Raw genomic sequence first — 24,394 nt, forward strand, 5'->3', positions numbered from 1 at the left:
GCCTATGTTATGATGAGATTGATATTGAACGAGGGGGCAAGTAAATGGGAACTCACTTACACATAACGACTTGGGTTATCGGAATCATTCTTTTCTTTGTAACATATTCCATGCTTAAAAATGGAAGCCCGAAAGCCAAAATGATGCACATGATCACACGTGTATTCTTCCTTTTGATTTTCCTTACAGGTGGAATGCTAATTACTGACTTTGGTGCATATGCAGTGAAAATGATTGTAGGAATCATCGTGATTGCCGCGATGGAAATGGTATTGGTCCGTAGGAAAAAAGGAAAAGCTGTAAGCGCGATGTGGGCATTATTCGTCGTTGCTTTTATATTCGTCCTTTATCTAGGATTATCCCTACCACAAGGTTTTGACTTGTTTTAATCATGATTGAAAAAGGACAAATGGGTTTCATCTCATTTGTCCTTTTTTGTATGCAAACTTTACAAGGAATTAGTGGGAATTCACTTTTTCGATGATGATCCGTTTCCCTGTATTAAGGGTGAATTCAAAACGGTCATGATCCTTTTTACCATAGGAAAAATGGTGCTGGACGAGACAGATTTGGGTCTCGTTATCAAAAGTGAAGAAATTCACGCCGGATTGATTGGTGAGCTCCCTTAAAAAAGTGAGCTGATTGTAGCTATATATACAATCATAAATAGAGAAGTCCAGCGAATTCAGGGTCGTGACAAACTGGAAAAAAGAATCATCGTTCAATTCCTCCAATAAACGTTCAAACGAATATAATAGTTTTTTTCGAATCCTTATGGGTTCATTGTCCCTCAGGAAAGTGAAATCCCTGTGAAGGTGGATTTTCCCCTCCGCTTCCAATATGCCCTGCTGCCATCTTCCCCCTCTATAAACTTCAATGATGCTCTGAACGTGATCTTCAATCGATGATGCCTCATCGGTTTCATCGTCAAAAAAGATCCATTGCTGATTGATATTTTCCACAGTTCCTTCGGTAAACGCTCGTGTTTGTCTGTTCATTAACTTCGTTCGATGTTGCTGACTCATGCTTATACCTCCAATAGGGGAATCCTCACCTACTTTTTAGTCAAAATCCAATGAAAATATAACGGTATATTTTTAAATATTATGGACAAATAACCAACTTTCCATCTTTGCATAGGCTATGTTAAACAGGGATGCCTTCCTTTCCCACTCTATTTTGTCACAACAAGGGTGGGGGCAAAGGGCTTCCACGGAATGGTGCTGTAACGATGCTGGGATTCGAAGCCGGAACATAAATATGGATACCTAATTGCTTAAAAGGCAGAAGGCTATATGATTTGATCGTCCAGATGGAAAGGGTGAAGTGTGATGTGTGGAATTACAGGTTGGGTGCATTTTCAAAAGAATTTACGGACGGAAACTGAAACACTCGAACAGATGACGAAAACTTTGGCTAAGAGGGGTCCAGACGAGGAGAATGTATGGAGTGATACCCACGTCGCCTTTGGTCATAAAAGATTAACAGTTGTCGATGCAGAGGGTGGAAAACAGCCGATGACAAAGGAACATGGAAACGGAAGATATACCCTTTGTTACAACGGCGAATTGTATAACACCGAAGACATTCGAAAACAGCTATTATTAAAAGGATATTCCTTTAAGGGGCATTCTGATACAGAAGTTTTACTAACTTCTTATATAGAATGGAAAGAAAAATGCGTCGAATTGTTCAATGGGATTTTCGCCTTTGCCATTTGGGATGAAAATGAACAGAAATTATTCATTGGAAGGGACCGAATGGGAGTTAAGCCTTTCTTCTATGCTGAAAGGAAAGGCGGGTTCATTTTTGGTTCTGAGATAAAAGCCATTCTAGCCCATCCTGATGTCAAAACAGAAATTGATAGGGAAGGTTTAGCCCAAGTATTAGGGGTGGGCCCATCCAGGACGCCGGGTTCTGGTGTCTTTCATGATGTTAAAGAATTAAGGCCGGCCCATGCCCTTACTTTATCAAGAAAAGGGATGAGAATATGGAGATACTGGAATGTTCAGAGTGAGGAACATCGTGATTCACTAGATGAGACATCTGAAAAAGTACGCTTTCTAGTAAAAGATGCCGTGACCAGGCAACTCGTCTCCGATGTTCCGCTCTGTAGCTTTTTGTCAGGTGGGGTGGATTCAAGTGCGATTACGGCCATAGCAGCGAATGCCTATATGGATGAAGGCAAAGGAAGGCTTCATACGTATTCCATTGATTATGAAGATAATGAAAAATACTTCAAGGCAAATGAATTCCAGCCTAACTCTGACGGACCATGGATCAAAAAGATGTCGGATACATTCAACACCGTGCATCATTCTGCCGTCATTACTCAAGAGCAGCTGACCGACTATTTAATCGAAGCTGTCCAAGTCCGGGACCTACCGGGAATGGCGGATGTCGATTCCTCTTTGCTTTGGTTCTGCAAAGAAATAAAACAAGATTTCGTGGTGGGGTTATCAGGGGAATGTGCGGATGAAATTTTCGGCGGCTATCCATGGTTTCATCGTGCCGATGATTTAAATCGCACTGGTTTTCCTTGGATGAGGTCGACTGGTGAAAGGCAATCGCTATTGAAAGAGGGCTGGCATGAAAAATTAAAACTGGAGGAATATGCAAATGATGCGTATTTGACTACGGTTCTGGAAACTCCTAGATTAGAAGGGGAAAGTGGGGAAGAGGCTAAGCGCAGGGAGCTATTCTATGTAAATTTATTATGGTTCATGACAACATTGCTCGATCGGAAAGATCGGATGAGTATGGGTGCAAGCCTTGAAGTGCGCGTTCCGTTTGCGGATCACCGACTTGTTGAATATGCTTGGAACATCCCTTGGGAAATGAAGATGACCGGTAACCGGGAGAAGGGGATATTACGTAAAGCATTAGAAGGGATGTTGCCAGATGAAGTGTTATACCGCAAGAAAAGCCCGTATCCCAAGACACATAACCCTGTCTACACTGATCGAGTTCAGACGTGGTTGAAAGATATCCTGACTGACAAAAGTTCGGTTCTTCACGAGTTATTCGATCAACAGAAAATGACCGATATAGTTGATTCGAAAGGCGCCGCCTTTAAGGTCCCTTGGTTCGGTCAATTAATGTCAGGTCCTCAGTTACTCGCCCACTTGGCTCAAATAGATGTGTGGTTCAAACAATATGATATCCAAATCATTGATTGAAAAAAAGGGGCTCAGCGTATTGTACGCTTTGCCCCTTTTCGTTTGCTTCAGTGATCAAATGCAAGAATTCTATATTGATAGCCACCCAATTCAGAATGGTCTTCCTTCACGATTTCCTTCGTTCTTATATCAATCATTGAGTCCTCCTTTACGTCAAATGGGAGTGTATAAGACTGTGACCGGTCTGTCGGGTTGAGAAGGATGACAACAGAGCGTGCCTCATTGAACTTTCGATAAGCGACGATGTTTGTGTTATCAATCTTTTCAAGGAATTCGAAATGGCCTTCATTTGCAAGCAAGCCTTCCTCTTTCCGTAAAGCAATCAATTCTTTGATTTCGTTATAGAGTTCGCGATTCTGTTTGTCCTCCTCCCAGACCATACATTTTCGACAACCGGGATCCTGGTCGCCAGTTAAGCCAATTTCATCTCCATAATAGATGCAGGGACTGCCCTTGAACGTCAGTAGAACGGCATGAATGAGCTTTGCCCTATTCACATCTTCCCCGCAGTCTGTGAAAATCCGTGGTGTATCGTGGCTTCCAAGAAGGTTGAAGGTGACATCGAATACATTGGTCGGATAGCTGTGATAGACAGCCGTCATTTCTTCAATAAACTGCCGGGAATTGATCTTTTGCGAAGCAATGAGGCGGAACACGTTATTGGTAAATGGATAATTCATGACTGCATCGAATTGGTCGCCTCTTAGCCATGGCATGGAATCATGCCAAATTTCCCCGAGAATATATAGATCAGGTTTAATGTTTTTCACCGTATTCCGGAACTCCCGCCAAAACGGTGAATCGACCTCATTGGCAACATCAAGTCGCCAGCCATCGATATCGAACTCCTTAATCCAATAAGCGGCGGTTTCCAAAAGGTATTTTTTGACGTCAGGATTGGCTGTATTCAATTTGGGCATCGATTCAAAAAAACCGAATGTTTCATAATTGGGACGTTCTCCTCCTTTTAAAGGGAAGCCGTGGGGGTGGAACCAATCTTTGTATTCTGAGTCCTCACCTTTTTCAAGGAGGTCTTGAAAGGGAGGGAAATAATAGCCGCTATGGTTAAAGACGGCATCGAGCATCACACGGATATTCCGTTTGTGGCATTCTTCCACAAGGGTTTTCAAGTCCTCTTTCGTCCCGAATTGGGGATCGATTTCCATGTAATCGATCGTGTCATATTTATGGTTGGAATGGGCGTGGAAAATGGGAGTGAAATAGATGCCATTGATGCCGAGGTCCTCTAAGTAATCAAGATGCTGTAGGATCCCCTCGAAATCCCCTCCAAAAAAGTTGTCCACTTTCGGTTCTTCACTGCCCCAAGGCTTTGCACCTTCAGGATCATTATCGGGATTTCCATTCGCGAATCTTTCCGGGAAGATCTGGTACCAGATTGTTTCTTTTACCCATTCAGGCGCGCTAAACACTTCATTTCGATGAAGATAAGGTATGGCAAAATAACAGCCTGTATCATCAGGAGCCTCATCAAAAAAACCTTTTTCCGTATAAATGAGTTCTTCCTCACCCGATTGTAGCTTAAATCCATACCTTATTCTCCGGTAAGGTGGCTTCACATAAATATGCCAGTAATCATAATGGCCATCACTGCCAGAAAGGTACATGGGCGCTTGTTCATACTGCCAATGACCTTCATCGAGTATATTGGGGTCTCCAAAGAGGAGTCCAACGTAAGAAATATCTTGTTTTTTTGTACGAAGGCGGATATGAAGAGTTACTGCATCGATGCTATAAGCAAAATTGTCTGTAGGCCGGTGCTGGATGGACGAACGTTCCATAGAAAACCACTCCAATTCTAGTCAGGTTAATTTTGAAAGCTGGATGAACTTTAAGACTGGAGATTGAGAGGACATTACTTATGTACTGATGAAAAGTTAAAAAATTTAAATATTTCAAAAACTATCCAGTCATTTTGATTATATACCCATTTTATATAAAAAAAGCACCTGGTTCTTAAAAAATATGAAATAGAACGCTTCCATTTAAGAAATAAAATTGATAAAGGAAAATGTTGTAAAAATTGAGTCCTCTCATATAATGATAACAATAGAGATTGATATCGTTTTCATCGTGAATCCACGTTCTTTCCTTTCGATTTTCTAACGGTGGTGTAAACAATTCGAAGCTTTGGGACATGATAGAATCAAACATTTTTAAAAGGAGAATAAAAGTGAAGAAGTTGATGATCTATTTACTCATGTCCCTCATCTTTATCGCTATCGGAAGTGCTTGTGATGCCAATACAGATAAGGAAAATGAAGTGGTGAAGGAAAGGATGCCGCGAGAAAAAGAAACCACGAATGAAAAAAAGCCGGATAAACTGATTGTTTGGGAAGAGGAGAATAAAGGGGAAGCCCTAAAACCGATCCTGAAGGAATTCGAAAAAGAATATGGAATCAAAGTGGAATATAAAGAGCAAAAAGTGAACGATGGGATGTACACACAATTACGCCGAAATGGGCCTATCGGGACATCCCCGGATATCGTGACACTTACCCATGAAAAAATAGGTCAGCTAGTGGAGGAGGGACTGATACAGGAAATCAAGGTGAATGATGAAGTTACGGATGCCTTTTTAGAAGCTTCCATATTCGCCGAAATGTATCAGGGAAAACTATTTGGGCTGCCCAAGTCTGCTGTCACTTCCGTTTTGGTGTATAACGAGAAGATGATGCCGAAGGTCCCGGACACGATGAATGAATTGTATAAAAAAGCAAAAAAGGCTAGGGCAGGTAAGGAGTATGGATTTGCGGCTGAATGGAACGATTTCTATGATGCATATGGAATTATGACGGGAATGGGAGGGTATGTATTCGATCGGGATAAGAAGAAAATAAATCCTTTGGATATAGGATTGAACAATGAAGGTGCAGTGAAAGGTGCGCATTTCATTCAAAAATGGTATAAAGCGAGTGCCATCCCAGAGGGTGACAAAGAAGATATGGAAAAAATGTTTAGGGAGGGGAAGGTAGCCTCCATCATGAGTTCAAAAACTGCATGGATGGATGGGAAGAATGTCGGCGTCGCTCCGATGCCCCAATTGCCAAATGGAAAGCCAATGAAAACAATCATGGAAATACAGGGCTGGCATATTACCGCATTCACCAAATATCCCTATTGGTCTACAAAATTTGTGGAATATGTATCAAATGAAAAAAATGCAGTGCTCCGTTTTGAACGAACGGGAGAAATCTCCCCTATAAAAACAATCAAAGGGCATGAGGCAATAAAAGATAGTGAAAGGGCACAAGCCATCGCCATACAATTACAATACGCAGAACCGATACCGAATATTCCAGAAATGAATAAAGTCTGGGGACCGATGAATTCCGCGATGCAGGACATAACGGCGATTAAAGCCAAACCGAAAGCCGCTTTGGATGAAGCCGTAAAGAAGATCGAGAAAAGTTACCAGGAGGAATGAAACGGCAAATATGCCCCACTTTCAACCGCTCTCCATTTTATCTCTTTTGTGTAAAAAATTTTATAATATGGATTTGACGTCAAGAGGGCAAAACGCTAATCTTAAAGGCGTAAAGAGATAGCTAGGAGGAGAGCGGATATGAAAAAAAGGGTGTTATCACTCGCTTTAATTCCGTTGCTTCTTTTTTACGCCATTCCTGTAGGAGCAGCTGAAAAAGAACAACGAACATGGAAGGATGAAATCGCATACTCATTGATGATAGACAGATTTTTTGATGGAAATCCTAAAAACAATGGGGATGCAGATGTATTGAATCCTTCAGCTTTTAATGGAGGAGATTTCGAAGGAGTCACGAACAAGTTAAATTACCTTAAAGATATGGGGTATACCGCTATCATCCTATCACCTATTTTTGCTAATGAAGATAATGGCTACCACGGGGAATGGGTGAAGGATTTTTATAAAACGGATGAACATTATGGTACGAAACAAGAATTCAAGAAGCTCGTGGATGAGGCCCATAGCCGCGAGATGAAAGTTATTGTTGATTTTCAGGTTAATCAGGTGGGGAAGAATCATTCTTGGCTAAACGAACCTGATAAAAAAGACTGGTTTCACGAAAAAAAGGACATTTCCAAGGATAGCAATCAGCAGAACATGGAAAACGGCTGGGTGAATGGCCTGCCGGACTTAAATCAAGATAACCAGGAAACTCGGGAATATTTGTTGGATGTTGCCAAGTCGTGGATTGCAGAAACGGATATTGATGGGTATCGACTAAATCAAGTTCAACACGTTCCAAAGGACTTTTGGAAGGAGTTTGTTGAAACAGTCAAGTCTGAAAAATCAAACTTCTATACAATTGGTGATGTCCAAGGCAATGAGGATTTGATAAAAGGATATGAGGAAACGGGAATCGATGCTTTCATGGATTACCCACAAAATGCTGAACTGAGAAAAGCATTCGCTGCACCGGATCAGGATCTGGCACCTGTTTTCAATGCTATCGGAACGAGCGGTACACAGGCTTTATTCATGGATACCCAGAATATGCCCCGTTTCACCAAGGATGCTGCCGATCATAATGAAAACCCTGGGGCAAGATGGAAAATGGCCTTATCCTATATGTATACCACTCCAGGTGTACCCATCGTGATGTATGGATCGGAAATCGCCCTTAATGGTGATGAAGCACCGACCAATCATCAATTGATGAATTTTAAGACAGAGCAAGAGCTAGTGGAGTATATCACCAAGCTTTCCGATCTTCGGGAGATGTACCCTGCATTATCAAAAGGGGATATGGAGCCTTTGTACCAAAAGGGCGGTACGGCGGTTTTTAAACGTGTGTATGGCGACGAAACAATGGTGGTGGCCATGAATAATACAACCAAAACGCAAACGATTAATCTCAGTGAAAAGGATCTTGATGAGAACAAAGAGTTGAGAGGTATGCTGAATGGAGATTTGGTTCGTAGTAAGGATAATGGCTACTCGATCGTAATCGACAGGGAGTCAACGGAAGTCTACACTCTTGCATCTAAATCGACCATCAATACTCCCTATTTGATCATTATCGGGTTGGTCCTTGTCATTTTTGCCATTTTCATTGCTTTGGTCATTAAACGTTCAAAAAGGAATCAAGTAAACTAACCATGTACCTCTCGATTTTTGGCTGCAAAACAATGTCCCTTGGCTTTGTGGAATACAGAAACGGGAGGCTACAGCATGAGCAAAACCTGGTGGAAAGAGGCTGTTTGTTATCAAGTTTACCCCCGCAGTTTCATGGATAGCAATGGAGATGGAGTGGGGGACTTAAGGGGATTGATCTCCAAACTGGATTACTTGCAGGAACTTGGGATCGATGTCATTTGGATTAGCCCGTTTTATAAGTCCCCCAACGCAGATAATGGATATGATATCAGTGATTACCAATCGGTTTCAGAAGAATTCGGCACGATGGAGGACCTGGAACAATTGCTGGACGATGTACACCGACGTGGCATGAGGGTGATTCTTGACTTGGTGCTTAACCACACTAGTGATGAGCATCCCTGGTTCGTGGAGTCGCGTTCTTCAAAGGATAACCCGAAACGAGACTGGTATATTTGGAGAGACGGCAAGGATGGTAGGGAACCTAACAATTGGGAAAGTATATTCTCAGGAAGTGCCTGGAAATTCGATGAAAGGTCGAAACAATTCTACTTACATTTATTCGCAGAGAAACAACCGGACTTAAACTGGGAATGTAAAGAAGTCCGGCAGGCTCTATACAGCATGGTGACATGGTGGTTGGATAAGGGCATCGATGGTTTCCGGATTGATGCCATCACCCATATTCACAAGCGTGAGGGGTTGCCGGATATGCCCAATCCGTATTGGCATCAATATGTCCCTGCGTTTGAGATGCATACCAATCAGGAAGGGATATTGGATTACCTTCAAGAGCTTAAGGAAGAAACTTTTGCGAAGTATGATATCATGACGGTTGGTGAAGCCAATGGCGTAAGGATTGAACAAGCGGATGATTGGGTCGGGGAAGAAAACGGTAAGTTCAATATGATTTTTCAATTCGAACATCTGGGCCTATGGAATCGGGGACATGATCATCATGTCGACGTCTATGAACTGAAAAGGACCATGACAAAATGGCAAAAGGGACTTCAGAATAAAGGCTGGAATGCTTTGTTTTTTGAAAACCATGACCAGCCGAGAAGTGTGTCCACTTGGGGAAATGATCATCAATATTGGTTGGAGAGTGCGAAAATGATTGGTGCATTGTACTTTTTTATGCAAGGGACACCATTCATTTATCAAGGGCAGGAAATTGGGATGACAAACGTACAATTCGACTCTATCGATGATTATGATGACATTGGCATGAAAAACTTTTATCATATTGAAACCTCCAAGGGACGTTCACATGATGAAATCATGCAGATCATTTGGCATAACGGTCGGGACAATTCACGTACACCCATGCAATGGAATGATACGGAGCATGGAGGGTTTACAGAAGGAACACCCTGGATGAAAGCAAATTCCAATTACCGTGCAATCAATGTGGAAGAGCAAAGGAATAATCCTTCATCCATCTACCATTTTTACAAAAAGATGATTAATCTCCGTAAGAAGTACCAGGTTTTAGTTTATGGAGAATATGATTTATTATGGGAAAATCATTGTGAACTTTATATTTATACAAGAAAAATGAATAGTGAATCAGTGAAAGTCATATGCAATTTCAGTACGAATCACCATTCCATCGATATATCTGATTGGGGGAATATGGAACTGTTACTGGGCAATTATGACAATGTGGAAGACGAATGTGAGATTCATTTGCGTCCTTACGAGGTGAGGGTCTACCATCATTAGTTGAAGCTATGTAGCCGTTGGTGCTACTGTAGTTAGTCGTCTGACTTCTGTCCTCTTCTCTAAACAAATCATACGTTTCAATGAAGGAGTTGATTTAAAATCAACTCTCTTTTTTATGATAAAAGTGAAGGCTGACTCTAAAAACTGATATTTTCTGAAAAAAATAGAAAATTTAAAAAAAGTAATGGATATAAGCATTGAGTTGAGTGTATGATAGATACATATAATTGTATATTTATTTAATATATTGGAAAAGTATTTATTGACTTTACACGAAGTTGTCCAAAAAGTCTGTAATACGATGAGGGGAGACGGGAAATGCATGGCTATTACGATTAAAGATGTAGCTCAACTGGCGAATGTAGCACCTTCAACAGTTTCTCGAGTGATTGCAAATAATCCTCGAATTAGCGAGAAAACGAAAGTGCGCGTGCGTAAAGCGATGGAGAAATTGGGATATCACCCAAATTTCATTGCCCGCAGCCTAGCAAACCAATCAACGAAAATTATAGGGTTGGTCTTACCAAGTTCATCGAATGTCATATATCAAAATCCATTTTTCTCAACAATCTTGCAAGGACTTAGCGAAGGGGCTCAGGAAAAACAATATTCGCTATTGCTAAGCACGGGAAAAACGGAGAATGAGATTTATGAAGGAATCGTGAATATGGTCCAGGGGGGGATGGTAGATGGTATCGTCCTGATGTATTCAAGGATGAATGATCATATCCTTACTTATTTGCGATCAAGGGATTTTCCATTTGTCATGATTGGAAAGCCGTACGATTTTATCGAGGAAATATCATATGTGGATAATGATAACGTCTTGGCGGCTGAACAGGCCTCAGATTATCTAATCCAATTGGGGCATGAAAGAATCGGTTTCATCGGTGGGGATATAAAGTCTGTGATGACACTCGATCGCCTATCTGGATACGAACGGGCATTAAAAAGGGCTGGGATCGTTCCAAGAAGTGAATATACGATACTTGAGAACTTTGTACATAATGGGGAACTGGAAGTAGCAAATAGGTTGCTATCCATTAAGGAACCTCCGACCGCTTTAATCGTCAGTGATGACTTAATGGCACTTGGACTTGTCCATTCACTAAGGGAGATGGGCATACGCACTCCTGAAGAGATATCAATTGTCAGCTTTAATAACGTTCTTTTCACTGAAATGTCACTACCTGCCCTAACTTCTGTCGATATTAACATTTTTGATCTGGGTTATCAGGCAGCCAAATCGATCATCCAAAAGTTACAAAAGGGAGCAGAGCCGGGGGGAATCATCATACCCCATCAGTTTGTGGAAAGAAGTTCCTGCCGACCTTTAAAGCAAGAATCGTTGGTCATGAATTATTAAAGGGAAGAGCATTGTGTGTCACAATGCTCCTTTATGAATTTCCTGGTATTGAGGACGCTTTTGATTGAACGGAAACCGGTTCCAGTCTGTCCAAGTTATGTTTCTACAAGCACTTTATCAGGAAATGGATACTCTCTAAATCCTTCCTTAGAACGAAAAAAGCAACGGATCTCCTAAATGGAATCCGCTGCCCTGGATCTTACTTTATTAACCGTTTACCACTGAACCGCCATTGACATGGATGACTTGTCCACTGACGTAAGAGGAATCATCACTTGCTAGATATACATAGGCAGGTGCCAATTCCTCCGGCTGTCCTGCTCGGCCCATAGGTGTATTTTGTCCGAATTTGGCCACATCTTCTTCACCGAATGAAGCAGGAATAAGCGGTGTCCAGATAGGACCTGGCGCTACACCATTCACTCGAATGCCATCTTTTGAAATGGAATTCGAAAGAGCGCGTGTAAAGGCTAAAATGGCGCCTTTAGTTGATGAGTAATCGATTAGCTTTGGGTTACCCTGGTAGGCTGTGATTGAGGTTGTATTGATGATGCTGCTCCCTTTTTTCAAGTGCTTCAAGGCGGCTTTCGTTAAGTGGAACATGGAAAAGATATTAGTTCGGAATGTTTTTTCCAACTGCTCGGCTGATATGTCGAGAAGGCTTTCTTGCACATGCTGTTCGCCGGCATTGTTGACAAGGATATCCAACCCGCCGAATTCTTCAATTGTTTGCTTGACGATATCCTGACAAAACGTTTCATCACCGATATCCCCTGCAAGTAGCAAGCATTTTTGTCCTTCTTGTTCGATTAATTCCTTAGTTTTCTTTGCATCTTCGTGTTCATCCAAGTAGGCTACAACTACATTGGCTCCTTCTTTCGCATAATAGATGGCGACCGATTTACCAATGCCGCTATCTCCGCCGGTTACAATCGCTGTTTTTCCTTTTAATTTCCCACTACCTTTATATTCCGATTTTACAGACTCAGGATTCGGATCCATCTTCGTTTCTACTCCGGGTTGATGTTGTTGATGTTGTGGTGGAAACCCTTGTTTATTTTGGTTTGTCATGATTACCCCTCCTATATTTTATTGTATTTTTTATATTCCTTATTTTTGAATTGCTTAAACATAAGAGCAAGAATAGCATCTCACAACTCCTTGGAATCGATACATTGGTTTGAATAACAGGAAATGTGAAGGCGTTATGTGTGAGATATCCAGATAGGGTGTATGGGGAGGAATGGAGGGGGAAATAGGCATGGGGAAACGGGCACCTTGTGCCTTCAACTAAATGAAAAAAGCCCACCTATCAGGGTGGGCTTACTAGTTTAGCGGTAATTTAGGAATTGTACATCAATTGATAATTCAGCACCACGGATGGCAGAGATGATGCCTTGCAGGTCATCCCTGTTTTTTCCGGTAACGCGAATTTGGTCGTCCTGAATTTGACTTTTGACTTTTAACCCACTGTTTTTAATGACGGTGTTGATTTTCTTTGCTTGTTCTTTATCAATACCTTGAATGAGTTTAGCGCGTTGACGGACAGTACCGCCGGAAGCCCCTTCTATTTTCCCGTAATCGAGGTTTTTGACGGGAACCCCACGCTTTATAAGTTTACTGATTAAAACATCTTTTAATTGATCAAGTTTATACTCGTCATCAGAAACCAAAACGAGGTCTTCCTTATCGATGGAAATCGTACTTAAGCTGCCCTTGAAATCATAGCGCGTTTGTATTTCTTTCATTGCCATGGTTACAGCATTTGTCACTTCCGAAAAATCTACTTTGGATACTATATCGAATGAATTTTCCTTTGCCATTACTTACCTCCAGCAGGTTTTATTTCTTTTATTATAGAGAAGATAGGTAAGGAAGACAACCATTCATTCTGTTAAGCAAGTGGACTTTGTCAAGGGGATACAGGAAAAAACGGGGGATGTCCCCCGTTATTTATGATCTGTTTTTTTGGAGTAGGAATGTTTTCCCGCTTTAAGATTTTCCTGATAGGCCATGTTTTTTTCGGCGTTTCTCGCTTGGTTATCTTCGGGTCTTTTATTGTTATCTTTAGTGTGTGACATAATAAAAACTCCCTTCATAATCATGATCAATATGTATTGTTCGCAATTATAAGAGGGAGTATGCATATTTATGATTTCGCAGGGGTATCGTTTAAGAAGAAGATACCTACAGTACCAGGACCGGTATGTGCCCCGATTACTGAACCGATTGAATGGATCATGAAATTTGTCGTACCAAATTCATGTTGAATCACTTCTTTCCATTCCAATGCGGATTCTTCGTCATCGCCGTGAACAATACCAATTGTTTGAGTAGATAGATTTATGCCACGCTCATGCATTAATTCCATCGCTCTTTTCACTAATTTCTTTTTGCCGCGAATCTTCTCAAGAGGAACGAGTTTTCCATCCTCCACATTTAGTAGCGGTTTAATGTTTAATAACCCGCCAACAAGGGCAGATGTTTTGGATATACGTCCACCACGCGCCAAGTATTCAAGGTCACCTACCGTGAATAGGTGTTCCATGTGCTTGAGGAGGAAATTTATATGTGTTAAAATTTCTTCTTTAGAAGCTCCACTCTGAGCTAACTTGGCAGCTTGTTCAACGACCATGCCAATGCCTAATGATGCGCATTTCGAGTTAATGATCTCTATGTCCAAATCAGGGTATTCTTCCTTCACCTGGTTATGAATCATAACGGCTGTTTGGTACGTTCCGGATAGTTCAGAGGAAAAGGCAATATAAATGCCCTGTTTTTTTTCTTTGGCAAACTCCGTGAATATTTCCAAGAAATGTTCCGGAGAAACTTGTGAAGTTTTTGGAGCCTTACCATCAAGCATGGCTTGAAAAATCTCCTTAGAATTAATGGTAACGATGTCTTCATAATTTTGCCCATCCAAATGAACTTGTAGGGGGATCAATGTTACATTGTTTTCTTGATAGAAAGACAATGGCAAGTCACATGCACTATCCGCAAGAATCGTGATAGCCATAATACACCCGCTTTCTTTTTACATATTTTAGTAAATGTGAGTTTTACTCTATTTAGTTTAGCATGTAACGGTGAAATTTCAATCACTACGACTATAGAAAGAGAAAATAAGGGGAATTGGCCACTAAAAATAGAATATATTGGAGGTTTTTTGGTTGTATGGTAATGAAATAAAGAAAATTCTAATTGTCATAATTGGTGCATTACTGAATGCTGTTGCAATGAACTTTTTTCTGATTCCAGCAAATGTTTATGCAAGTGGATTCACAGGGGTAGCGCAGTTATTATCAAGTATTATTGGATCCTTTGCACCATTTAATGTATCGACTGGTATCTTACTCTTTCTATTGAATATTCCAGTCACTATTCTTGCATGGAGGAAGGTTGGGAAGTCCTTCACTTTTTATAGCTTCCTCAGTGTTATATTAATGAGTTTATTTATGGAAATCATCCCGCTAACACGATGGTCCCCAGACATTTTGTTGAATGCTGTGTTTGGTGGTGTGATCGCTGCGGTCGGAGTAGGGATTACATTGAAATTCGGGGCATCGACAGGTGGTATGGATATTATCGCCATGCTTTTATCACGCAAGAAGGACAAGCCTGTAGGAACTTACTTATTTCTTTTGAATGGAATCATCATCGTCACAGCCGGAGCGGTATATGGACCTGAAAAGGCCTTGTATACCCTCGTTACGCTTTATACTTCAACACGAGTGGTGGATGCTATACATACTCGCCATGAAAAGTTGACAGCCATGATCATAACGAAGCAAAGCGAGGAACTGAAGCAAGCCATCCATGCTAAATTGGTTCGCGGCATTACAAGGCTCCCTGCTAAAGGAGCTTTCACCAATGAAAGTAAGGAAATGTTAATGATCGTCATTACTCGGTATGAATTGTATGATTTGGAGAGGATTATTCAAGAAGTCGATCCCCATGCCTTCACCAACATTATTGAAACGTCGGGAATCGTTGGTACGTTCCGAAGGGAATGAACAGTAGGATTTTTACCATATTTTTCAATACTGTTACACTTCATTGACAAATGGATAAATATTGGTGTTTTACGTTTGAGGCTTATCCCAAACGGCTAATGTACTAGCGTATCGCCAATAAATCTTGTTGAAGGAGTGATGAACAATGGCTAAGAATGAAAAGATGAGTAGGGAAGAAGCTGGACGCAAAGGCGGGGAAGCCACTTCGAACAATCACGATAAGGACTTCTACCAAGAGATTGGACGCAAAGGCGGAGAAGCCACCTCAGATAATCACAACAAAGAGTTTTATCAGGAAATTGGTCAAAAGGGCGGAGAAGCCACATCCGATTCTCATGATAAAAGTTTTTATAAAGAAATCGGTAAAAAAGGCGGAACAACAGGAAATAACGGTTAAATAGAGAAAAGCCTCCAGGATCCTGGAGGCTTTTCCTTTTTACTTTAGATGGTTTTCCAACTTTTCCTGAAGTTCACGCAACTGTTCTTTTTCGGCATTATTCGTATTGGCATTAGCCGAAGAAAGAGCATTTTTGGCGATTTCTACAGTTTTTTGCTGGTCGCCACCAGGCTCAGAGTGGAGAGCTTCTTCAACAAAGTCCCGAGCGATCTGGAATAATTTGTTTCCCATTAGAAGCCACCATAGCTTTGTTCTGACATAATGCGTAATCTGTCTTTTTCAGCCTCTGCATACGTAGTGTGATAAGGGATTTTTTCAGCGTGTTTGGCAACACTTTCTTTGCCTTGCTGTACAAAACGTTTTGATTTTGTTCCCATTATTATCTCCTCCGAATCTGAGCTTTTTGACAACGATGTTTGATGTTGTCCCTAGTAGTGTGGCTCAATGAATGGAATTTATGAAGGAAATAAATGTGTTATTTCAGATTGAATTTTTCCTCAAGGAAAATGGCAATGCCGTCCTCCTCATTGGTCAAGGTGGTCGTGTTGGCTACGTTTTTCACTAATTCTATAGCATTACCCATGGCGACACCTGTTCCTGCATAGTCAAGCATTTCCAAGTCATTGTCCTCATCTCCGAATGCGATGATCCGGTCTTTTGGAATGTCCAGGTAATTGGATACACGCTGAAGCCCGACAGCCTTGCTTAATCCACTTTTTATGATTTCGATGATGTGAAAGGGCTCTGACCAACGTCGGTGATCAACCAATTCAGCATGGACATCCGATAGATGCTGCCGAATTTGCCCGACATATTCGCTATCTGTATGGATGAGCATCGAAGTAGGCGAATCGTTTAGGTAGTTCCGCAGGTCCCCGCTAGTCATTTTTGGATTCCCTACATTGAACATATTCATCAATTTTTCGTCATGATAATGGACATATAAATCATCCCTAACCTCTGCAATGATGTTATGATAGCTAAATTGGTCACAGGCCTCGACTATCTCTTTTGCAATCTTGATGTCGAGAGGTGAATGATACGTCCCCCAGCTTGTCTGCAAGGGATGGTGGACAAAGGCACCATTGAAATTGACGATAGGCGTTGTCAATCCCAACTCACGATAATAGAGTTCGCTTGAGCGGTAGGGACGGCCTGTCGCAATCATGACTTCATGTCCATCCTCTTTCAGTTTTAAAAGGGTCTGTTTAGTGCGGGGGGAAATGGATTTTTTATCAGTAAGTAATGTTCCATCAAGATCCAATACAATTAAATGCTTGTCATTCATCTATGGCACCTTCTGTTCTTTTTTGATTTTATTATAGGCGAATATTGTTAAGTTTAGTGTACTGAAATTGTAAATGTTTTTCATTCTTTATGCATTCTTGTATGATATTACTAAATGAAAGGGTTATAATAATCCCGAGATTATACGACTTACTTAAATAGGTTTTTTAATAAAATTTTGGTTGTTCCATTTAGGGGCAATCAGCATTATAACATGAATGATTCGGAGGGGTCGAATTGGTTATCATCGAAAAAGAAGTAATAGGGCACATTCCCGTTTTACATGTTAGCGAACGGTCCATTTTCAATAAGGAACTGCCGCTAGTCATTTTTATACACGGATTTCAGAGTGCAAAGGAACACAATCTCCATTATGCGTATTTAATGGCTGAAAAGGGCTTTCGCGTGATTCTTCCCGATGTTGTCTACCATGGAGAGAGGGAAACAGGGGAAAGCGAATCCGAGTTGATGCCTCGTTTTTGGGAAATGGTATTACAGAGCATCAAAGAGTTGCCCCTACTTAAAGATGATTTACTTTCCCGTAAATTAATCGATCCTAAAAGGATTGGCATAGCCGGCAGCTCAATGGGTGGGATTGTGACCAATGGGGCGTTAGCGACTTATGATTGGTTATCGGCGGGCGTGAGCTTGATGGGGAACCCTTCATATGTTTCGTTTGCCGAGCTTCAAATAGGGGAAATGAAAAAAAGGGAGATTAGCTTTCCCCTATCGGAAGAGGAAATCACACAAGCGATTGCACAACTTAAACCATTTGACCTAAGCTTGAATCCCGACAGGCTCGCTAATCGGCCACTATTGTTTTGGCATGGAGCAAAAGATCATGTGGTTCCTTATCAATATGCATATCGCTTTTATGAAGAGGTTAAATCAAGTTATAATGAAGGGGATAATAGAATTAATTTCATTCTCGACAAGAAAGCATCTCATAAGGTAAGCAGAGAAGGTGTGCTTCAAACGGCGAACTGGTTTGAGAAACATTTATTGCCAACTATACAAAAAGCTTAATGGAACGCGAAAAATCTGTTATGATTCTAATATGTAGATAGTGTAAACCGTTTTAACTATCAGCACCCGGTATGAATGACGGGGATAATTGATTATAAAAGGAGTGATTAGGATGGATCAAGATACAAAAGACATTATTATGGGAGCTTTGGAACAGGTTATTGACCCGGAGCTTGGAATAGATATCGTCAATCTGGGCTTGGTATATGATGTGGATATGGACGAGGCAGGACTAACGACTGTGAAGATGACCTTGACGGCTATGGGCTGCCCATTAGCTGGTACAATCGTCGATCAAGTGAAATTGGTGCTTGAAGATATTCCGGAAGTGAAAGAAACGGACGTGCAAATTGTGTGGAGTCCACCATGGTCCAAGGACCGCATGTCCAGATATGCAAAAATCGCATTAGGCATAAAATAAATTCCATGTAAAAGAATGAATAGAGAGCCAGTCAAAAAACGGTGAATCCGCATTTTGTGGACCAGCTTTTTATTGGCTTGGCTTTTTCTAATACATGAGGGCTAGGAGTGGTTAATTGACCAGTCAAATAAAAGATTCTTTAGATAGGCCATTAAGAGATTTGAGAATTTCCGTCATCGATCGTTGCAACTTCCGTTGTCAATATTGTATGCCGGCTGAAATTTTTCATGAGAATTTCCAGTTCCTCCCGAAGAGCGAGCTTTTATCATATGAAGAAATTATAAGGATCTCTAAAATATTCGCAAACTTAGGTGTGAAGAAGTTAAGGTTGACGGGCGGGGAACCGCTGTTACGCAGAAATCTTACCACGCTTATTTCCGAACTTGTCTTGATTGAAGGAATAGAAGATATAGGGTTGACCACCAATGGCGTGTTCCTGAAGAAGCATGCGGCCGATTTAAAGGCAGCAGGTTTACAACGAGTGAACATCAGCCTAGACAGTCTGGATGACGAGTTGTTTAAAAAGATGAATGGCAGAAATATCGGGATAAAACCGGTTCTGGAAGGCATCGCCGCTGCTAAAAAGGCAGGACTTGGCGTCAAGGTCAATATGGTGGTGAAAAAAGAAACGAATGAATCTCAAATCCTGCCAATGGCTCGTTTTTGCAAACAGGAAGGCATTCAACTGCGATATATAGAATATATGGATGTTGGCCATACAAATGGTTGGCAACTAAAAAATGTGGTAACGAAAAAGGAACTGCTCGAGATGCTACAGCAAGAATTCGAATTGGAACCTGTGGAAGAAGATTACTTTGGGGAAGTTGCTAAGCGTTTCCGTTATAAAGGAACAACAACTGAAGTAGGATTCATCACGTCGGTTTCGGAATCATTCTGTTCAAGTTGCACGCGTGCACGTCTCTCTGCAAACGGTAGCATATATACTTGCTTATTTAATGGGAAAGGCCATGACTTGAAGTCATTGGTTCGTTCAGAGATGTCGGATGAAGAATTAACAGACCACATCATATCGATTTGGAATCATCGAGATGACCGTTATTCGGACGAGAGGGTAGCGGGCACTTTGAAAAAACAAGAAAAAATAGAAATGTCCTTTATTGGTGGTTGATTTTTAAAGGACAAGTTAAAAATACGGGATGGCAGATGCCATCCCGTATTTTTTTGTATGTGCATCGTTTGGTTAATGAATAAATTATACGGGTTTTATGCATGTATATGATGGAACAAGATATTAAATGGTCCCTGGATCAATACAATTGGATGGATACGGTCGATATCCCCGCAACCTTTTCATGTTGTAGGCATATAATTGCTGGTTGTCGGGGGACGGATATGGAGGTTGTGAAATGAATAAACAAGGCAATGAATGAACTACTGGTGATTTTAGCAACAAGAAAGGGTTAAATCAAAGACGTTGTTCATAAATGGGCAGTGAATGGAAAAAAATATATCAAAGAATAGTAGCAAAAGATAGAATTTTGTATATAATTTAATAATTTTATAAAAATACATTTGATTTTATTTTTATTCAATCATATAATAATAGAATCAAAGAATGACAGGGACTAGAATATAGGAGTGGTTTTATGAACGTTTCAATTGTCGGAGCTACAGGATATGGTGGATTGGAGCTAATAAGGTTCCTGACTAATCATCCTCATTTACAAATAGAATCATTGCATACTTCATCCCAATTTGGTCGGAGTATCCATGAAGAAAATCCGCATTTAATGCATATGAAAGATAAATTGGAAGCCATTGATCCGGAAAAAATCGCAAAAAAATCTGATATTGTTTTTCTCGCTACGCCTTCAGGTGTTTCCTCACAACTGATTTCGCAATTTTCTGATCTTGACTTGAAAGTAATCGATTTGTCAGGGGACCTCAGGCTTCAAACTCCAGGAGAATATGAACGTTGGTATAAAAAAGAGGCTGCCCCTCAATCCATCCTTGAAAAAGCTATATACGGTCTAGCAGAATGGAATGCCGAGGAAATCAGGCAATCCACTATTATTGCAAACCCAGGTTGTTACCCCACCGCTACATTGCTTGGCCTTGCCCCTTTATTTACGGAAGGATGGGCTACAGGTTCAGATGTAATTATCGATGCAAAATCAGGGGTGTCCGGGGCAGGGAAGTCTCCTTCGGTCGTAACGCATTATAGTGAAATGAATGAAAATTTCAAAATATACAAGGTGAACCAGCATCAACATATACCGGAAATTGAGCAACAGCTTGGACGCTGGTCGAAAGATTTACAGCCGATATCTTTTAATACCCATCTTGTCCCGATGACGAGAGGGATCATGGCCACAATGTACGTTAAATTAAACCGGCAAACTTCAACGGCCGAATTAAGGGATTTGTATGAAACCATTTATGATAAACATCCATTTGTTCGAATACAGCCACTAGATCACTTTCCTTCTACAAAACAAGTATATGGTTCGAATTTTTGCGATATAGGTGTTGCTTATGATGAAAGAACAGGAAGGGCAACGATTGTTTCGGTCATTGATAATTTAGTGAAAGGCGCTGCTGGGCAGGCCATTCAAAACGCAAATCTTTTAATGGGGATTGAAGAAACAACAGGATTATGGAACACCCCGCTTTATCCATAAAATTTCTTGGAGGGAAATAATGAATACATTACAGCAAGTTGAAACAATCAAACAAATTGAAAAAGGAAACATCTTAATTCCACAAGGATTTAAAGCGTCAGGCGTTCATGCAGGTTTACGTTACTCCAAAAAAGATATTGGCGTCATTTTTTCGGACGTCACGGCCTCAGCTGCTGCCGTTTATACACAGAATGTCGTTCAGGCGGCCCCAATCGATGTGACGAAAGACAGTATTTCCGTCACCGGCAAAATTCATGGCATCATCGTGAATAGTGCCTGCGCGAATGCATGCACTGGAAAGCAAGGGCTAAAGGATGCGCTTGAAATGCGAAAGCTTACGGCACAAAAGTTTGACTTGGAAGATCATGCTTTTGCTGTTGCTTCAACGGGAGTCATTGGTGAGTACTTGGATATGGAAAAAATCAAAAAGGGAATAGATTTACTCGAGATAGCTGATACACCAGAAGCCGCAGAAGACTTTGGTACCGCTATTTTGACGACGGATATCGTAACGAAGAGCTGTGGGTATGAAGCGGTCATTGACGGCAAGGTCGTAAAAATGGGCGGTGCAGCGAAAGGGTCGGGGATGATTCATCCTAACATGGCTACGATGCTTGGATTCATTACGACGGATGCAGCCATTGAACCAGCCGATTTACAGCAGGCGTTATCTAGCATAACCAACGATACCTTCAATCAAATCACGGTAGATGGTGATAGTTCCACGAACGATATGGTTCTGGTTTTGGCAAATGGAGAAGCAGGCAATGAACCATTATCCAAAGCACACCCGGAATGGTCCGTCTTCTTGAATTTATTGAAACAGACATCTGAAAACCTTGCTAAGCAAATTGCAAAAGATGGAGAAGGGGCTACGAAGCTAATTGAAGTCAATGTCCATGGAATGAATGAGAAAACCGATGCACAGATGATGGCAAAAACGATTGTGGGTTCAAATTTAGTGAAAACCGCAGCGTTTGGTTCTGACGCTAACTGGGGTCGCATTATCGCGGCCATGGGAAGAAGCGGAGTGGCCTTTCAACCTACACAAACAACGATCGCCTTTGGTGATATCGTAGTCCTGAAGGGTGGCGAACCGGTACAGTTTTCCGAAGAAGAGGCGAAAGCCTATTTAGAAAATAAGAGTATAACGATTAATGTCTATTTACAAGATGGGAACGAATCAGGTACGGCATGGGGCTGCGACTTAACCTATGATTATGTGAAAATTAATGGGAGCTATCGATCATAAGGGGGATGAATGGGTGGACACTTTAGTCATCAAATGCGGCGGCAGCATTATTAATGAGTTATCCGAATCATTTTTTACGAGTATAAAAGAACTACAAAGCCGTGGGTATCAAATCGTCTTCGTTCATGGAGGCGGTCCGGATATCAATTCGATGCTTGAGAAATTTGAAATTGAACCAGTATTCGAAGATGGGTTAAGAAAAACGACATCAGACGTGCTGGAAGTGGTTGAACTGATGCTGGCAGGTAAATCTAATCGTTGCCTTGTACACAAGTTGGAAGAACACGGAATCAAAGCAGTTGGCCTCAATGGATCGGATGGCGGCATCCTGACCGGTGAGTTCATTGATAAAGAAAAACTAGGGGCTGTCGGTGAAATTCATCAGGTCGATACAGAACTATTGGAATTGTTTTTCGACAAAGGCTTCTGCCCAGTGTTGACGCCTATCTCCTCTACAGAAGATGGAAATAAACTGAATGTGAATGCCGATATGGCTGCAGGTTCAGTGGCGAAAGCCCTTTCGGCGGCCATGTGTTTATTTGTAACAGATGTTAAAGGGGTAATGAAGAATCATCAAGTCATCGAAAAGCTGACCGAATCGGAGACGCAAGATTTAATTACAGATGGCAGTATATATGGAGGAATGATTCCAAAGGTAAAGACTGCATTATCCGTGTTGAATAAGGGCGTCGAAGAAGTGATGATTGTAAGTGGAAAAGAGATCTTCTACGAGGATGGACAGTTCATCGGTACGAAATTTTTACAGAAAGAAGGGGTATTCAAATGAGTTCTTTATTTCCAACGTATGCAAGATGGGACATAGAACCAGAAACAGCGAACGGTACGAAGTTAATGAGTAAGAATGGGAAAGAGTATCTGGACTTTACATCAGGAATTGGAGTGCTGAATCTTGGTCATTGTCACGAAAAAGTGAAGAATGCCGTTACTCAGCAGTTGAATAAGTATTGGCATGTATCGAATATGTTCCAGAGCTCTGCACAGGAAAGGGTTGCGGGCATGCTGGCAGAAGCATCGGGATTGGACCACGTTTTCTTTGCCAACAGCGGTGCGGAAGCAAATGAGGCAGCAATTAAACTTGCCCGTAAAGCGACAGGGAGAAGTAAGATCGTCACTTGTTTACAATCATTTCATGGGCGTACTTTCGCAACAATGGCAGCAACCGGGCAAGATAAGATCAAGAAAGGTTTCGGCCCGATGTTAAACTCTTTTGAATATGTTCCTTTTAATGATAACGACGCTTTAGCCGCCGCAGTAGACGGAGACACGGCAGCGGTCATGATTGAAATCGTTCAAGGGGAAGGTGGCATTCATGTTGTTCAGCAAGCTTATTTGGATGCAATTGCTGCCGCATGTAAAAAACATGGAGCCCTTCTTATCGTTGATGAAATTCAAACGGGAATTGGCCGGACAGCTAAGCCATTCGCTTTCCTTCATTTCGATATCCAGCCAGATATCCTTACTTCGGCCAAAGGGCTTGGAAACGGACTCCCTATCGGGGCAATGATAGGTAAAAGGGAATTGGCGGAATTCTTTGGTCCTGGAAGCCATGGGTCCACTTTTGGAGGAAACCCAGTGAGTGTCGCAGCTGCCGAAGCGGTTCTAACTGAAATATTCCAACCGGATTTCTTAAAAGAAGCAGAGGAAAAAGCTGAGTATCTGAAAAGTGAATTGACCAAGGCGTTAGAGGATCTTGACGATGTAATAGAAGTCCGGGGTCTTGGGATGATGATTGGCATTGAATGCAAACAGGAAGTCCAGGGCTTTATATTGGAGATGCAAGAGGCAGGTCTACTTCTATTGAGTGCCGGGCCGAACGTACTTCGCTTGCTTCCACCGCTTACGGTGAATCAATCAGAAATAGATCAGGCAATCGTGAAAATTAAAAGTGCAGTGGCAACAAAACAAATAATCTAAATTATTTGAATTTTTATAGAATGAAATGAATAATTATGCTACTATGTATATAA

At 41.3% G+C, this 24,394-nt stretch carries 24 protein-coding genes; 15 read left to right on the forward strand and 9 right to left on the reverse strand.

Features of this window, described 5'->3' with window-relative positions; all coding sequences use genetic code 11:
- Positions 1-44 precede the first annotated feature (44 nt).
- Complete coding sequence (locus ACIQXQ_RS04590) at positions 45-389, forward strand: YisL family protein (protein WP_402867751.1); 345 nt, start codon at positions 45-47, stop codon at positions 387-389.
- A gap of 69 nt (positions 390-458) precedes the next feature.
- Here the strand turns inward: ACIQXQ_RS04590 and ACIQXQ_RS04595 are convergent, their stop codons facing one another.
- Positions 459-1,025, reverse strand: a complete 567-nt coding sequence (locus tag ACIQXQ_RS04595) for a DUF2777 domain-containing protein (RefSeq protein ID WP_402867752.1) — start codon at positions 1,023-1,025, stop codon at positions 459-461.
- Positions 1,026-1,331: 306 nt separating this feature from the next.
- Between ACIQXQ_RS04595 and asnB the strand changes: the two genes are divergently transcribed.
- Positions 1,332-3,179, forward strand: coding sequence for an asparagine synthase (glutamine-hydrolyzing) (asnB, locus tag ACIQXQ_RS04600; protein ID WP_402867753.1), 1,848 nt, complete (start codon positions 1,332-1,334; stop codon positions 3,177-3,179).
- Positions 3,180-3,226: 47 nt separating this feature from the next.
- Here the strand turns inward: asnB and ACIQXQ_RS04605 are convergent, their stop codons facing one another.
- Positions 3,227-4,978 (reverse strand): glycoside hydrolase family 13 protein, encoded by a 1,752-nt coding sequence (locus ACIQXQ_RS04605; RefSeq protein WP_402955835.1) that lies wholly within the window; start codon positions 4,976-4,978, stop codon positions 3,227-3,229.
- A gap of 392 nt (positions 4,979-5,370) precedes the next feature.
- Between ACIQXQ_RS04605 and ACIQXQ_RS04610 the strand changes: the two genes are divergently transcribed.
- The 4 genes from ACIQXQ_RS04610 (at position 5,371) to ACIQXQ_RS04625 (ending at position 11,368) form a co-directional block, all read left to right on the forward strand.
- Positions 5,371-6,624, forward strand: coding sequence for an extracellular solute-binding protein (locus ACIQXQ_RS04610; RefSeq protein WP_402867755.1), 1,254 nt, complete (start codon positions 5,371-5,373; stop codon positions 6,622-6,624).
- Positions 6,625-6,762: 138 nt separating this feature from the next.
- Entirely contained in the window at positions 6,763-8,277 is a 1,515-nt protein-coding gene (locus ACIQXQ_RS04615; RefSeq protein ID WP_402867756.1) for an alpha-amylase family glycosyl hydrolase, read from the forward strand.
- Positions 8,278-8,352: 75 nt separating this feature from the next.
- The gene (locus tag ACIQXQ_RS04620) at positions 8,353-10,002 is read left to right on the forward strand and encodes a glycoside hydrolase family 13 protein (RefSeq protein WP_402867757.1); all 1,650 of its coding nucleotides are present in this window, start codon (positions 8,353-8,355) and stop codon (positions 10,000-10,002) included.
- 322 nt (positions 10,003-10,324) lie between these two features.
- Complete coding sequence (locus tag ACIQXQ_RS04625; protein WP_402867758.1) at positions 10,325-11,368, forward strand: LacI family DNA-binding transcriptional regulator; 1,044 nt, start codon at positions 10,325-10,327, stop codon at positions 11,366-11,368.
- Between the two features lie 207 nt (positions 11,369-11,575).
- Here the strand turns inward: ACIQXQ_RS04625 and ACIQXQ_RS04630 are convergent, their stop codons facing one another.
- The 4 genes from ACIQXQ_RS04630 to ACIQXQ_RS04645 all read right to left on the reverse strand — a co-directional run bounded on the left by ACIQXQ_RS04630 (position 11,576) and on the right by ACIQXQ_RS04645 (position 14,384).
- Positions 11,576-12,439 (reverse strand): SDR family oxidoreductase, encoded by an 864-nt coding sequence (locus ACIQXQ_RS04630; RefSeq protein ID WP_402867759.1) that lies wholly within the window; start codon positions 12,437-12,439, stop codon positions 11,576-11,578.
- 260 nt (positions 12,440-12,699) lie between these two features.
- Positions 12,700-13,191, reverse strand: coding sequence for a YajQ family cyclic di-GMP-binding protein (locus ACIQXQ_RS04635; RefSeq protein ID WP_402955838.1), 492 nt, complete (start codon positions 13,189-13,191; stop codon positions 12,700-12,702).
- A gap of 126 nt (positions 13,192-13,317) precedes the next feature.
- Complete coding sequence (locus tag ACIQXQ_RS04640; protein WP_402955841.1) at positions 13,318-13,449, reverse strand: DUF3941 domain-containing protein; 132 nt, start codon at positions 13,447-13,449, stop codon at positions 13,318-13,320.
- Positions 13,450-13,517: 68 nt separating this feature from the next.
- Positions 13,518-14,384: a DegV family protein gene (locus ACIQXQ_RS04645; RefSeq protein ID WP_402867762.1), complete on the reverse strand. Its 867-nt coding sequence runs from the start codon at positions 14,382-14,384 to the stop codon at positions 13,518-13,520.
- 154 nt (positions 14,385-14,538) lie between these two features.
- Between ACIQXQ_RS04645 and ACIQXQ_RS04650 the strand changes: the two genes are divergently transcribed.
- Entirely contained in the window at positions 14,539-15,381 is an 843-nt protein-coding gene (locus ACIQXQ_RS04650) for a YitT family protein (RefSeq protein WP_402867763.1), read from the forward strand.
- 145 nt (positions 15,382-15,526) lie between these two features.
- Entirely contained in the window at positions 15,527-15,778 is a 252-nt protein-coding gene (locus tag ACIQXQ_RS04655) for a KGG domain-containing protein (protein WP_402867764.1), read from the forward strand.
- A gap of 39 nt (positions 15,779-15,817) precedes the next feature.
- Here the strand turns inward: ACIQXQ_RS04655 and ACIQXQ_RS04660 are convergent, their stop codons facing one another.
- The 3 genes from ACIQXQ_RS04660 to ACIQXQ_RS04670 all read right to left on the reverse strand — a co-directional run bounded on the left by ACIQXQ_RS04660 (position 15,818) and on the right by ACIQXQ_RS04670 (position 17,066).
- Positions 15,818-16,009 (reverse strand): DUF3813 domain-containing protein, encoded by a 192-nt coding sequence (locus ACIQXQ_RS04660; RefSeq protein WP_402867765.1) that lies wholly within the window; start codon positions 16,007-16,009, stop codon positions 15,818-15,820.
- Complete coding sequence (locus ACIQXQ_RS04665; RefSeq protein ID WP_402867766.1) at positions 16,009-16,155, reverse strand: hypothetical protein; 147 nt, start codon at positions 16,153-16,155, stop codon at positions 16,009-16,011. Before ACIQXQ_RS04665 ends, ACIQXQ_RS04660 begins: the two co-directional genes overlap by 1 nt.
- A gap of 98 nt (positions 16,156-16,253) precedes the next feature.
- Positions 16,254-17,066 (reverse strand): Cof-type HAD-IIB family hydrolase, encoded by an 813-nt coding sequence (locus ACIQXQ_RS04670; protein WP_402867767.1) that lies wholly within the window; start codon positions 17,064-17,066, stop codon positions 16,254-16,256.
- A 236-nt stretch (positions 17,067-17,302) separates the two neighbouring features.
- Here ACIQXQ_RS04670 and ACIQXQ_RS04675 point away from each other — a divergent pair, with 236 nt between their 5' ends.
- The 7 genes from ACIQXQ_RS04675 to ACIQXQ_RS04705 all read left to right on the forward strand — a co-directional run bounded on the left by ACIQXQ_RS04675 (position 17,303) and on the right by ACIQXQ_RS04705 (position 24,341).
- Positions 17,303-18,091 carry a prolyl oligopeptidase family serine peptidase gene (locus ACIQXQ_RS04675; protein WP_402867768.1) on the forward strand — a complete coding sequence of 263 codons (789 nt, stop codon included), beginning with the start codon at positions 17,303-17,305 and terminating at the stop codon, positions 18,089-18,091.
- A gap of 112 nt (positions 18,092-18,203) precedes the next feature.
- The gene (locus ACIQXQ_RS04680) at positions 18,204-18,512 is read left to right on the forward strand and encodes a metal-sulfur cluster assembly factor (RefSeq protein WP_402867769.1); all 309 of its coding nucleotides are present in this window, start codon (positions 18,204-18,206) and stop codon (positions 18,510-18,512) included.
- Positions 18,513-18,627: 115 nt separating this feature from the next.
- Positions 18,628-19,641, forward strand: coding sequence for a GTP 3',8-cyclase MoaA (gene moaA / locus ACIQXQ_RS04685; protein WP_402867770.1), 1,014 nt, complete (start codon positions 18,628-18,630; stop codon positions 19,639-19,641).
- 478 nt (positions 19,642-20,119) lie between these two features.
- Positions 20,120-21,154 (forward strand): N-acetyl-gamma-glutamyl-phosphate reductase, encoded by a 1,035-nt coding sequence (gene argC, locus ACIQXQ_RS04690; RefSeq protein ID WP_402867771.1) that lies wholly within the window; start codon positions 20,120-20,122, stop codon positions 21,152-21,154.
- 19 nt (positions 21,155-21,173) lie between these two features.
- Positions 21,174-22,406, forward strand: a complete 1,233-nt coding sequence (argJ, locus tag ACIQXQ_RS04695; protein ID WP_402867772.1) for a bifunctional ornithine acetyltransferase/N-acetylglutamate synthase — start codon at positions 21,174-21,176, stop codon at positions 22,404-22,406.
- Positions 22,387-23,193 (forward strand): acetylglutamate kinase, encoded by an 807-nt coding sequence (gene argB / locus ACIQXQ_RS04700; protein WP_402955844.1) that lies wholly within the window; start codon positions 22,387-22,389, stop codon positions 23,191-23,193. Before argJ ends, argB begins: the two co-directional genes overlap by 20 nt.
- Complete coding sequence (locus ACIQXQ_RS04705; protein WP_402955847.1) at positions 23,190-24,341, forward strand: acetylornithine transaminase; 1,152 nt, start codon at positions 23,190-23,192, stop codon at positions 24,339-24,341. The genes argB and ACIQXQ_RS04705 overlap by 4 nt, the downstream gene beginning before the upstream one ends.
- The last annotated feature ends 53 nt before the right edge of the window (positions 24,342-24,394 follow it).

This window comes from Peribacillus sp. NPDC097198 (assembly GCF_044762055.1).
In the GTDB taxonomy this organism is placed as follows: domain Bacteria; phylum Bacillota; class Bacilli; order Bacillales; family DSM-1321; genus Peribacillus.